We start from the raw sequence: 12964 nt of genomic DNA, 5'->3' as shown, positions 1-12964 counted from the left end.
CCGGCGACTGGGGCCGGGCCAGGCAAGCATCGCGTGCCGGGACGCCCGGGGGACATATCCCAAAGGGAGTGGCACCCGTTGGGGGTGCGCGCATCCGCCGCTTGACGATTCTTATCCCTGACTGAAAATAACAAGGGTGTAATTATCAGTTCGAGGCGGGAAACTGACGTTGCGATCGAGCGACGTATGGCGAGCTAACATTGTCGATCTCACAAGTTCATTTTTGAACCGTAAACTAACAATGTGGATGCCCAGAAGTTTGCTAAAAGTCCCCTCGGCTATCTCGTTCCGATCACCGGAGTAGACGGCCGGTTTCGTCGCCCATTTGATCACGTGGCCTACGTTGCCCAACCATTGGGGGACGAGCCTCCCTCCTGCCAGACACGTGGCGCGCCGTCACTCGCGCCACTAGAGCACTCGCACGTCTTGACCAGGCGTCCAGCCAGGTCCCTTCGCCCCACTTGCTCCGCAGACCGTCGCTAAGGCGAGAAGCGCAGAGTACGTCAGCCCTCGAGGGGACTTTTGCCCCGCTGGAACAAGTCCTCGCGGCGGACGCAACGGACGCAACTCCATCGAAGGAGCTGGCCGAGGTCCTCAACTACATCGACGCGGCCAACCTGGCCTTCGACTTCGTCGCTGAGCGAGGCATCGTGACGACCGGCCTTCTCGACGAAGTTCACCGAGTTCTCGTCCGGGGCACCGACTCCGAAACGCACGATGCCGGGCGCGTCCGTACCACCCTGGTCGCGATCGGGAGCCCGACAGGTTCCGTGGAGGACTCGCGCTTCGTTCCGATGCCACCCGGAACGGAGTTGAACGTCGCCGTTCGAGACTGGGTCGATTGGATCGGTGCAGACCGCGCCTCGCAGCGCGAGCCGATGATCGCCGCGGCAATGGCTCATTACCAATTCGAAACTCTGCATCCTTTCAACGACGGAAATGGCAGGATCGGTCGGCTCGCAATCGTGCTTCAGTTCATGCTCGACGGCCTCCTCCGCGAGCCTCTCCTCACAGTCTCACCCTGGTTCGAAGCGCGCCGCTCCGAATATCAAGATCGCTTGGCAGCAGTGTCAGCAACGGGCGATTGGGACGGATGGATCCAGTTTTTCGCCGCCGGAATCGAGTCCGCATCCATCGATACTGCGTCGCGTGTCGATCGTCTCATCGCCGTTCAAGCGGCCTACGTTCAGATCGTTCAGAATCACAGTGGTCGAGGGCTCGTGCGCGACATCGTCGACTCTCTCATCGGCGATCCCGTCGTCACGGTGCCCTTGCTCACCCGGCGCTTCGGCAAGACCGCTGCCGCCACCGGAACGGCCGTCTCGCGCCTCGTGGAGTGGGGAGTGCTGACACCCCCGATCGGCACGTACAACCGGCAGTACAGAGCTCTCGATGTCCTCCGCGCCATCTCGGCTCCGGTCGGGTCGATTCCCGAACGGAGCGCCGCCTTGGAGCTGCCCGTCGCCGATGCCTAGAACTCCTTGACGAGGGTGATCGAGCGGTTGATCGGCGCGAAGCCGAGGCTCGTGTAGAGGCCGTCAGCACCTGTCGGGCTCTCGGAGTCGACGTCGAGCACGGCCGCCTCGAGCCCTTCGGCGCGATAGGCCCTCATCGTGTGTGTCAGCAGCGCCTGAGCCACCCGCCGGCCGCGGAAGTCCCGGCGCACGCCGACATACCCCACGTAGCCGTAGGAGTGCCCCGCGCGCTCCCACTCCGCGGGGTTCGTCTCGGTCAACACGAATCCGGCGACCGTGCCCTCGCGGTCGCGCGCGAGGAACGAGAGGTCGGGCCTGGCGATCGGGAGTCGCCGGTTGGCCTCCCAGTCGTCTGCCGACGTCGACTGCGATCCCCAGTGGTCCTGGAAGACGTCGTTCCGCGCCAGGCGCGTCGCCTCCGAGAGTTCGAACGAGAAAGGAACGAGGGTCAGGGCAGGATCGAGAGGCACCTCCGGAATCGGGTCCGCCAGGTCGCGTTCCATCTCGAACCACCACCGACGCCTGTCGAAGCCGCGGCCCTCGAACAGCGCGAGTTTCGCCGTCGCCCGCTCGTCGGCGGGTGCCGTGAGCCACCCCGGCAGCAGCGCGTCGGAGGTGGCGAACTGCGCCAGGCCTCGGGCCTCCTGCCACTCCAGCAGCGCGGAACCGATGCCCTCGCGCCGACGATCGGGGTGCACCGCCCCCTCGACGTCGGAGTCGACGAAGCGTTCCTGGGCGGGGAGCAGGATCACGAGACCCCACGCGATCACGTGGCCTCGGCCGTCGACCGCCAGTGCGCTGTCCTGCGCGAGGTCGACGCCCGAGCGAGCGAGGTCGCGGGCGATCTCCTCCGACGTCACGACGTAGCTCGGGTGGTCGAGGAGACCCGCCACGCGCTCGAGGGAGGTGATGGCGGCGACGTCACGCGGCGTGATCCTGCGCCAGAAGACGTCGGGGCCGTTCGGCGGCAAGCCCACGTCGCGGAAGGCGGGCACACGTTCTCGGAGCGGAGTCGAGTCGAACATGCCTCCATCCTGCCGGGCGGTTCTAGGGTTGGCGACATGGAGACGACGGGGCAGCCTGCGAGCCAGGCGAAGAAGCTGGGGCTGGCCGACGGCGTGCGCCTCGCGGTGGACGAGGCTCCCGAGGGCTGGTCGCTGGCCGACCCGCCCGACGGGCTCGTGCGGGCCGACGTCGACGAGCAGGCCGACGTCGTGCTCGCATTCGTCACGCGCGCCGCGGACCTGCCGGTGCGGCTGCCGATCCTGGCCAGCAGGATCTTCCCGGGCGGCGTCCTCTGGATCGCCTGGCCGAGACGCGCCGGGGGCCACACCAGCGACCTGACCGACGTCGTGGTGCGCGACGCGGCGCTCGAGACCGGCCTCGTCGACACCAAGGTGGCCGCCGTCGACGAGGACTGGTCGGGGCTGAAGTTCGTCTGGCGCTTCGCCAGTCGTCGCGGGGCCCTCTAGCCTCTGCCCTCGCGCTCGCCCTGCGCGCCTGCCCTCCTGCCTGCCCCCCCCTGCCTGCCTGCTCCCTTCCTGCCTGCCTCCCCTCCGGAAATCGAAGGGGATTTTCGGCGGAAGGGCCCCGGACGCCTATGACGGAGGTCGGGGAGCGAAGATCCCCTTCGATTTCGGGAGGAGTGGGGGCGGGGCGGGCGGGACGAAAAGCCCCGCCACACCGGAGTGTGACGGGGCTTTTTCTGCAGGGCTGCTGCTTAGTTGTACGTACCCGGAGTGAAGTCGTCACTCGAGAACGAGTCGAAGTCGACGAAGCTGAGGTCGGCCTCGTTGAACGACGCGTCGTCGGTGAAGACACGGTTCGGGTAGCGCTCGGCCTTCGCCTCTTCGGTGGCCTCGACGGCCACGTCGCGGTAACGGCTGAGGCCGGTACCGGCCGGGATCAGCTTTCCGATGATGACGTTCTCCTTGAGGCCCATCAGCGGGTCGCTCTTCCCCTCCATGGCGGCCTGCGTGAGAACACGCGTGGTCTCCTGGAACGAAGCGGCCGACAGCCACGACTCGGTCGCCAGCGACGCCTTGGTGATACCGAGGACCTCTTGACGAGCCGAAGCCGTCTTCTTGCCCTCGGTCAGGGCGCCGCGGTTGATCTCGTTGTAGCGCATCCGGTCGACGAGCTCACCCGGCAGCAGGTCGGTGTCGCCGTGGTCGACGACGGTCACCTTGCGGAGCATCTGACGAACGATGACCTCGATGTGCTTGTCGTGGATCGGCACACCCTGCGAGCGGTAGACGTCTTGCACGCCGCCGACGAGGTGCTGCTGGACCGCACGGACGCCCTTCACGCGAAGGACCTCCTTCGGGTCGACCGCACCGGCGATGATCTGCTGACCGAGCTCGACGTGCTGACCGTCCTCGATGAGGAGGGTCGAACGCTTGAGGACGGGGTAGATGACCGGCTCGTCGCCGTTGTCGGGGGTGAGGATCACGCGGCGGGCACGGTCGGTGTCTTCGATCGTGACGCGTCCGGCGGCATCGGCGATCGGGGAAGCACCCTTGGGGGTACGCGCCTCGAACAGCTCGGTGACGCGGGGCAGACCCTGCGTGATGTCGTCGGCGGAAGCCGAACCACCGGTGTGGAAGGTACGCATGGTCAGCTGCGTGCCGGGCTCGCCGATCGACTGGGCCGCGATGATGCCGACGGCCTCTCCGATGTCGACGAGGTTGCCGGTGGCGAGCGAACGGCCGTAGCACTTCGCGCAGACACCGACGGCCGACTCGCAGGTCAGGACCGAACGGACCTTGATGGTCTCGACGCCCGCAGCGACCAGGAGGTCGATCAGGACGTCTCCGACGTCGGCGCCGGCCTCGGCCACGACGGTGCCCTTCGGGTCGACAGCGTCGGCCGAGAGGGTGCGTGCGTAGACCGTGTTCTCGACCGTGGCGTCACGGACGAGCTTGCCGGTGGAGTCGGGGGCCGCGATGGGCATCTCGAGACCGCGCGTGGTGCCGCAGTCGTCTTCGCGGATGATGACATCCTGCGAGACGTCGACGAGACGACGCGTGAGGTACCCCGAGTCGGCCGTGCGGAGAGCCGTGTCGGCCAGACCCTTGCGGGCACCGTGCGTCGCGATGAAGTACTCGGCCACCGACAGACCCTCGCGATACGAGGAGATGATCGGACGAGGGATGATGTCACCCTTCGGGTTGTTCACCAGACCACGCATACCCGCGATGTTGCGGACCTGCAGCCAGTTACCACGAGCACCCGACGTCACCATGCGGTTGATGGTGTTGTTCTTCGGGAAGTTCTCGCGCATGGCCGCGGCGACCTCGTTCGTCGCCTCCGTCCAGATCTTGATCAGGTCGGCACGGCGCTCGGCGTCGGAGATGAGGCCCTTGTCGAACTCGCCCTGGACGGCCGCGGCCTGCTTCTCGTAGCCCGCGACGATCTCCGGCTTGCGCGGAGGCGTGAGGATGTCGGAGAGAGCGACCGTGACACCGGAACGCGAGGCCCAGTAGAAGCCCGCGTCTTTGATGTTGTCGAGTGCTGCGGCGACGGCGACCTTCGGGTACCGCTCGGCGAGGTCGTTGACGATCGTCGAGAGGACACCCTTGTCGGTGACCTCCTGCACGAAGGGGTAGTCGTCCGGGAGCGCCTCGTTGAAGATCGCGCGGCCCAGCGTGGTCTCGACCAGGGTGGTGTCACCCTCGACGTAACCGGCAGGAGCCTCACCCTCGGCGAACGTCAGACCCGGGATGCGGATCTTGACGACGGCGTTGAGGTCGAGCGAGCCCTGATCCTTGGCCAGGATCGCCTCGGAGACGGACGAGAACGCGCGGCCTTCGCCGGTTGCTCCCTCGTTGACCGTCGTGAGGTGGTGCAGGCCGATGATCATGTCCTGCGCGGGCAGGGTCACCGGACGGCCGTCGGACGGCTTCAGGATGTTGTTCGACGCCAGCATGAGGATGCGGGCCTCGGCCTGCGCCTCGACGCTCAGCGGGAGGTGGACGGCCATCTGGTCGCCGTCGAAGTCCGCGTTGAACGCAGCGCAGACGAGCGGGTGCAGCTGGATGGCCTTGCCCTCGACGAGGAGCGGCTCGAAGGCCTGGATGCCCAGGCGGTGCAGCGTGGGAGCACGGTTCAGCAGAACCGGGCGCTCACGGATGATCTCTTCGAGGACGTCCCACACCTGCGGGCGCGAACGCTCGACCATACGCTTGGCGCTCTTGATGTTCTGAGCGTGGCTGAGGTCGATGAGGCGCTTGATGACGAACGGCTTGAACAGCTCGAGAGCCATCTGCTTGGGCAGACCGCACTGGTGCAGCTTCAGCGTCGGGCCGACGATGATGACCGAACGTCCGGAGTAGTCGACGCGCTTGCCGAGCAGGTTCTGGCGGAAACGACCCTGTTTTCCCTTGAGCATGTCGCTCAGGGACTTCAGGGCGCGGTTACCGGTACCGGTGACGGGACGACCGCGGCGACCGTTGTCGAACAGGGCGTCGACGGCCTCCTGCAGCATCCGCTTCTCGTTGTTGACGATGATCTCGGGAGCACCGAGGTCGAGCAGACGACGAAGACGGTTGTTGCGGTTGATCACGCGACGGTAGAGGTCGTTCAGGTCGGAGGTCGCGAAGCGGCCACCGTCGAGCTGCACCATCGGGCGGAGCTCCGGCGGGATGACCGGGACGACCTCGAGCACCATGGCGGCCGGCGAGTTGCCGGTCGACAGGAAGGAGCTCACCACGCGCAGGCGCTTGATGGCGCGGATCTTCTTCTGACCCTTGCCGTTCGCGATCTGGTCGTGGAGGATCTCGGCCTCGGCCTCGAGGTCGAACGACTGGAGACGCTTCTGGATCGCCTCGGCGCCCATGTGGGCCTCGAAGTAGATGCCGAAGCGATCCTGCAGCTCGTGGAAGACGGCGTCTTCCGGCTTGAGGTCGCCTACCTTGAGCGAGCGGAAGTCTTCCCAGACGCGCTCGAGGCGGTTGATGTCTTCGTCGAACGCCTTGCGGGTCTGCGACATCTCCTTCTCGGCGCCGTCCTTGGCACGACGCTTCTGGTCGCTCTTGGCGCCTTCCGCCTCGAGGGCGGCCAGGTCGTCTTCGAGCTTCTTCAGACGGTCGGCGATGCGGCTGTCGCGCTGCGACTCGAGCTGCTTGATCTCGAGGCGGAGCTCGTTCTCGAGACCCGGCATGTCGGCGTGACGACCTTCGTCGTCGATCGAGATGACCATGTAGGCAGCGAAGTAGATGACCTTCTCGAGGTCTTTCGGTGCCATGTCGAGCAGGTAGCCGAGACGCGACGGAACACCCTTGAAGTACCAGATGTGCGTGACGGGCGCGGCGAGCTCGATGTGGCCCATGCGCTCGCGACGGACCGAGGACTTGGTGACCTCGACGCCGCAGCGCTCGCAGACGATGCCTTTGAAGCGGACTCGCTTGTACTTTCCGCAGGCGCACTCCCAGTCGCGGCTGGGTCCGAAGATCTGCTCTCCGAAGAGGCCGTCCTTCTCGGGCTTGAGTGTGCGGTAGTTGATGGTCTCCGGCTTCTTGACCTCACCGTGTGACCAGGCGCGGATGTTCTCGGCAGTAGCGAGACCGATCCGCAGCTCATCGAAAGTTGTTGCTTCGATCAATGTTTATCCCTTTATAAAAGTGTCGACGTTGTCGTAATGGGGGTGAGGTGCTTTAGATCTCGTCGACGGACGAGGACTCGAAGCGGGAGGAGATGTTGATGCCGAGCTCTTCCGCAGCGCGGAACACCTCGTCGTCGTTGTCGCGCAGACTGACCGTCTGGCCGTCGGCGGACAGCACCTCGACGTTCAGGCAGAGCGACTGCATCTCTTTGATGAGCACCTTGAAGGACTCGGGGATACCGGGCTCCTGGATGTTCTCACCCTTGACGATCGCCTCGTAGACCTTCACGCGGCCCAGGATGTCGTCGGACTTGATGGTCAGGAGCTCTTGGAGGGCGTAAGCCGCTCCGTAGGCCTCGAGGGCCCAGACCTCCATCTCACCGAAGCGCTGACCACCGAACTGCGCCTTACCACCCAGCGGCTGCTGCGTGATCATGGAGTACGGACCGGTCGAACGGGCGTGGATCTTGTCGTCGACCAGGTGGTGCAGCTTCAGGATGTACATGTAGCCGACCGAGACGGGCTCCGGGAACGGCTCGCCGGAGCGGCCGTCGAAGAGCTGCGTCTTACCGGACGAGCCGATGAGACGGTCGCCGTCGCGGGTGACCAGCGTGGAGTCGAGGAGTCCTGCGATCTCGTCTTCGGAAGCACCGTCGAACACCGGGGTGGCGACCTTGGTGCCGGCCGGGGCCGACAGCGCGTGCTTCGGAAGGTTCTCGGCCCACTCCTGGATGCCGTCGACGTTCCAGCCCTGCTTGGCGATCCACCCGAGGTGGATCTCGAGCACCTGGCCGAAGTTCATTCGACCGGGGACGCCCAGCGGGTTGAGGACGATGTCGACGGGCGTGCCATCCGCGAGGAAGGGCATGTCTTCGACCGGGAGGATCGTCGAGATGACGCCCTTGTTGCCGTGACGACCGGCGAGCTTGTCACCCGCGGTGATCTTGCGCTTCTGGGCGATGAAGACCACGACGCGCTGGTTGACGCCCGAGCCGAGCTCGTCGTCGCCATCCTGCGAATCGAAGACCTTGACACCGATGATCGTGCCCTGCTCGCCGTGCGGCACCTTCAGCGACGTGTCGCGAACCTCGCGGCTCTTCTCGTTGAAGATCGCGCGGAGCAGGCGCTCCTCGGCGCTCAGCTCGGTCTCGCCCTTCGGCGTGACCTTGCCGACCAGGATGTCGCCGGGACGAACCTCGGCGCCGATGCGGATGATGCCGCGCTCGTCGAGGTCGGCCAGCAGGTCGGGGCTGACGTTGGGGAGGTCACGGGTGATCTCCTCCTTGCCGAGCTTGGTGTCGCGGGCGTCGACCTCGTACTCCTCGATGTGGATCGAGGAGAGCGTGTCGTCCTTCACCAGGTTCTGGCTCAGGATCATCGCGTCTTCGTAGTTGTAGCCCTCCCACGGCATGAACGCCACGAGGAGGTTCTTGCCGAGCGCGAGCTCGCCGTTCTCGGTGGCCGGGCCGTCGGCCAGGACCTCTCCGACCTCGACGCGCTGTCCGGCGTCGACGATCACGCGGTGGTTGTACGACGCGCCCTGGTTCGAGCGGTCGAACTTGCGCAGGTAGTAGTCCTGGGTGCCACCCTCGTCGAGCTGGACGGTGACGACGTCAGCGGACACCTCGAGAACGACACCGGCCTTCTCGGCGGTGACGACGTCTCCGGCGTCGATGGCGGTGTAACCCTCCATACCGGTGCCGACGAGCGGCGACTCGCTGCGGACCAGCGGGACGGCCTGGCGCTGCATGTTCGCACCCATGAGGGCGCGGTTCGCGTCGTCGTGCTCGAGGAACGGGATGAGCGAGGTCGCGACCGACACCATCTGGCGCGGCGAGACGTCCATGTAGTCGACGTCCTCCTTGGCCACGAGCTCGACCTCGCCGCCCTTGCGGCGGACGAGAACGCGCTCTTCGGCGAAGGTGAAGTCGTCGGTGAGCGGAGCGTTCGCCTGAGCGACGACGAAGTCGTCCTCCTCGGACGCGGTCAGGTAGTCGATCTGTTTCGAGACGATGCCGTCGATGACGCGGCGGTACGGGGTCTCGATGAAACCGAACGAGTTGATGCGGGCGAACGACGCGAGCGAGCCGATCAGACCGATGTTCGGGCCTTCCGGGGTCTCGATCGGGCACATGCGGCCGTAGTGCGACGGGTGGACGTCGCGGACCTCGACGCCGGCGCGCTCGCGGCTCAGACCACCCGGGCCGAGGGCCGAAAGGCGACGCTTGTGCGTCAGACCCGACAGCGGGTTGTTCTGGTCCATGAACTGCGACAGCTGCGAGGTGCCGAAGAACTCCTTGATCGCAGCGACGACGGGGCGCACGTTGATCAGGGTCTGCGGGGTGATCGCTTCGATGTCTTGCGTGGTCATGCGCTCGCGGACGACACGCTCCATGCGGGAGAGACCGGTGCGGACCTGGTTCTGGATGAGCTCGCCGACGGCGCGGATACGGCGGTTGCCGAAGTGGTCGATGTCGTCGATGTCGAGACGGATCTCGACCGGCTTGCCGTCGCGGGTGCCCGAGATGGTCTTCTCTTCGGCGTGCAGCGAGACGAGGTACTTGATGGTCGCGACGATGTCCTCGACCGTGAGCACGGAGTCGGTCAGCGGGGCGTCCATACCGAGCTTGCGGTTGATCTTGTAACGACCCACCTTGGCCAGGTCGTAGCGCTTCGGGTTGAAGTAGAAGTTGTCGAGCAGCGCACGCGCGGCTTCGGCAGCGACCTGCTCGCCCGGACGGAGCTTGCGGTAGATGTCTTTGAGCGCCTCTTCCTTCGTCAGGATGGCGTCCTTCTCGAGGGTCGCCTCGATCGACGCGAAGCCCTTGAACTCCTCGAGGATCTCTTCGCTGGTGAGGCCGAGGGCCTTCAGGAAGACGGTGACGCTCTGCTTGCGCTTGCGGTCGATGCGGACACCGACCTGGTCGCGCTTGTCGATCTCGAACTCGAGCCAGGCACCGCGGCTCGGGATGATGCGCGACGAGTACACGTCTTTGTCGGAGGTCTTCTCGGGCGTGCGGTCGAAGTACACGCCGGGAGAGCGGACGAGCTGCGACACGACGACGCGCTCGGTGCCGTTGATGATGAACGTGCCCCGCTCGGTCATGAGGGGGAAGTCGCCCATGAAGACCGTCTGGGTCTTGATCTCACCGGTGAGGTGGTTCATGAACTCGGCGTTGACGTACAGCGGCGCGGCATAGGTCTTGCCGCGCTCTTTGCACTCGTCGATCGAGTACTTGGGGTCTTCGAGCTCGGGAGCGGTGAACGACAGCTGCATCGTCTCGCCGAGGTCTTCGATCGGGGAGATCTCCTCGAAGATCTCCTCCAGGCCCGAGTGGACGGCGAGGTCGGTGCGGCCCTGAGCCTGGCCTTCTGCGAGGCGGCCCTTCCACACGTCGTTGCCGACCAGCCAATCGAAGCTCTCCGTCTGAAGCGCCAGCAGGTCGGGGACCGTCAGCGTGTCGGTGATCTTCGCGAAGGACAGCCGCTGAGCTGTCCGGCCGTTCTTGGGTGAGTTGGTTTGTGCGTTGGGCGCAGCAGCCAAGGAAACTACCTCCGTGGACCCTAGGGGCCCTGTGTCGTCTGTCGGACAGTACGTTGTGATTGGTGGAGACGAACTCACCAGGATGACCGGAAGCGGTAGCCTCGGACAGTCACCCACCCCGCCGCAATTTTCGGGGAAGTCAAGTCGACCGCAATATGACGACTGGACATGGGGAGCGCAAAGGTCAACTATATGTCGCCCCGACGCGCCCTGTCCAGTAGGTCGTTGACCTTTTTCCGGATCACCGGTATAAGCGGCTGAGCGGAGGCCCGGATCGGCGGCCGGGTGCCTTGGATCCTGCGTGCCCTCTCCCCCTTTGACCCCAGCCCTCCCCTCCTGCCCCTCCTGCCCCCTCCTGCCCCCTCCGGAAATCGAAGGGGATTCCGCCTGAGCGACGGCTCCGACGGGCGCTGCGGCCCGAAGAGGGAGAATCCCCTTCGATTTCTGGCGGGAGGTCTTCTCCACAGGGGCCGAAGGGCGGACCGGGTTCCACAGGTGCGGGGCCCGGCCGCCGAGCGGCGCCGCCATGACGACATGCTCGCGCCATGGATCGACAACTACGAGCGTCCCTGGGTTCGCTGGGCGGCATCGCGAGACGGGCCGAGCTCCTCCGCCGGGGTGTCCTGCCCGAACAGATCGACGCCGCGTGGCGGAGCGGTGAGATCGCGCGCATCCGTCACGGCGTCTACGGCCGACCGGACCTCCCCGAGGCCGTCGTGCGGGCGGCCCGCGTCGGCGGAGTCCTCGCAGCCTCGTCGGCGACGCCGTCCCTCGATCTCTGGCAACCGCCGGGAGCGTCGCTTCACGTGAGCGTTCGCGAGAATGCCAAGGGGCTTCGCGATCCCGATTCGGCCGATCGGCCCCTCGATCGCGAGAACCACCGGGTTCGGATTCTCCGCGACGGGGCCCGCCTGGATCGCCGCCGCGAGCGACTTCACGTCGGGCTGCGGTCGTGCCTTCGCCAGGTCGTGACGCTAGAGCCTCCGGCTTTCGGCCTGGCTGTCCTGGATTCCGCCCTTCGGCGGCACGGGCTGGCGCGCGAGCAGCTGGCTCTGCTCTGCGCGGAGCTCCCCGCGCGCTGCCAGGTCGTCGTGGAGCGCGCCAGCCCGACGGCGGAATCGGGCACCGAGTCGGTCCTGCGGTGGGGGCTCCTCGAAGCCGGCCTGCGATTCGAGAGCCAGAAGTGGATCAGCGACGGGATTCGCGTCGACTTCCTCGTTGCCGGGCGCGTCGTCATCGAGTGCACGAGCTTCGAGTTCCACGGGTCGGCTCGCGACTACGAGAGGGATCGGGCCAGGATCGCGACCGCCGTTCGACTCGGGTACACCGTGCTCGAGTTCACCTACCACCAGGTGCTCTTCGAGTGGCCGATGGTTCTTGACACCATCCTGTGCGCTGTTCTTCGGGGGTGATCGAGCGTCGGGCGCTCGGCAGAACGAAGGGGATCTTGGACCGTGCCGTCGCTTTCTGCGGCTGAACGGGGTGGGCGGCGAAAATCCCCTTCGATTTCGGGAGGGGGCCCGGGCGGGCGGGCCCGGGGCGGGCAGGCGGGCGGGCAGGCAGGAGAGCGCAGGCAGGCAGGCGGGAGGCGGGCAGGCAGGAGGCGGGAGGCGCGCAGGCAGGCAGGCAGGCAGGAGGGCAGGGAGGAGCTAGAGGCCGAAGGCCAGGCGGAGGCCGAGGGCGATCATGACGACGGCGATGAGGGCGTCGACAACGCGCCAGGCGGCGGGGCGAGCGAACACCGGGCGGAGCAGGCGCGCACCGAAACCGAGGCCGGCGAACCAGACGCAGCTCGCGAGCAGGGCTCCCCGGCCCACCACCAGCGCTCGTCGAGGCCCTGCTGGTTGGCGACCGACCCGAGGAAGAGGACGGTGTCGAGATAGACGTGCGGGTTGAGCCAGGTGAACGCGAGCGCGGTGATGACTGCTGTGCGCACGCCGGTCGGAGACGACGCCGCCGCTGCGACGAGTGCCGCGGGGCGCAGCGCCCGACGCGCGGCCGACAGCCCGTAGACGAGGAGGAAGCCGGCGCCGACGATCCTGATCACGATCATGACGACCGGTGCCGCCTGGATCAGCGCACCGATCCCGAGGACTCCGGCCACGATCAGCACGCCGTCGGACGCCGCGCAGATCACGACGACCGGAGCGATCACCCGGGAGCGTCCCTCGATCCCGAGGCGGAGCACGAAGGCGTTCTGCGCCCCGATGGCGACGATCAGAGAGAGCCCGGTCAGGAAACCGACGAGAGCGGGCAGAACGGTTGCGGTCACGGTTTCACGGTAGGGAGCGGAAGCGATTCAGTACAGCTAATGATTTTCAGGTTGCCTAAGCTCTACTTATG

Annotated in this window: 6 protein-coding genes and 1 pseudogene; 3 read left to right on the top strand and 4 right to left on the bottom strand. The window is 66.3% G+C overall.

All coding sequences use genetic code 11. The features are described 5' to 3' along the window. Window positions 1–353: 353 nt before the first annotated feature. Entirely contained in the window at window positions 354–1475 is a 1122-nt protein-coding gene (locus QUE79_RS06275) for a Fic family protein (protein WP_350271745.1), read from the top strand. On the opposite strand, the gene QUE79_RS06270 is transcribed toward QUE79_RS06275, so the two are convergent. Then, on the bottom strand, window positions 1472–2500 hold the full coding sequence (locus tag QUE79_RS06270) for a GNAT family N-acetyltransferase (protein WP_286345924.1): 1029 nt from the start codon (window positions 2498–2500) through the stop codon (window positions 1472–1474). The genes QUE79_RS06275 and QUE79_RS06270 overlap by 4 nt on opposite strands. Window positions 2501–2536: 36 nt before the next feature. On the opposite strand from QUE79_RS06270, the gene QUE79_RS06265 reads away from it, so the two are divergent. Further along, the gene (locus QUE79_RS06265; RefSeq protein ID WP_286345923.1) at window positions 2537–2947 is read left to right on the top strand and encodes a DUF3052 family protein; all 411 of its coding nucleotides are present in this window, start codon (window positions 2537–2539) and stop codon (window positions 2945–2947) included. Window positions 2948–3195: 248 nt separating this feature from the next. Here QUE79_RS06265 and QUE79_RS06260 read toward each other — a convergent pair whose 3' ends face one another. Then, a complete protein-coding gene (locus QUE79_RS06260) occupies window positions 3196–7077 on the bottom strand; it encodes a DNA-directed RNA polymerase subunit beta' (protein WP_286345922.1) in 3882 nt (1293 codons plus the stop codon). Window positions 7078–7129: 52 nt separating this feature from the next. Then, the gene (gene rpoB, locus QUE79_RS06255; RefSeq protein ID WP_286345921.1) at window positions 7130–10621 is read right to left on the bottom strand and encodes a DNA-directed RNA polymerase subunit beta; all 3492 of its coding nucleotides are present in this window, start codon (window positions 10619–10621) and stop codon (window positions 7130–7132) included. 545 nt (window positions 10622–11166) lie between these two features. Between rpoB and QUE79_RS06250 the strand changes: the two genes are divergently transcribed. Continuing rightward, a complete protein-coding gene (locus tag QUE79_RS06250; protein WP_286345920.1) occupies window positions 11167–12033 on the top strand; it encodes a type IV toxin-antitoxin system AbiEi family antitoxin domain-containing protein in 867 nt (288 codons plus the stop codon). A gap of 237 nt (window positions 12034–12270) precedes the next feature. Here the strand turns inward: QUE79_RS06250 and QUE79_RS06245 are convergent. Beyond that, window positions 12271–12893 (bottom strand): annotated as a pseudogene (locus QUE79_RS06245) (LysE/ArgO family amino acid transporter). Window positions 12894–12964 lie beyond the last annotated feature (71 nt).

It is taken from the genome of Frondihabitans sucicola (assembly GCF_030296615.1).
Classification (GTDB): Bacteria; Actinomycetota; Actinomycetes; order Actinomycetales; family Microbacteriaceae; genus Frondihabitans; species Frondihabitans sucicola.
Note: the sequence above shows the minus strand (reverse complement) of the source record. Positions and strands in the feature narration are given on the sequence as shown.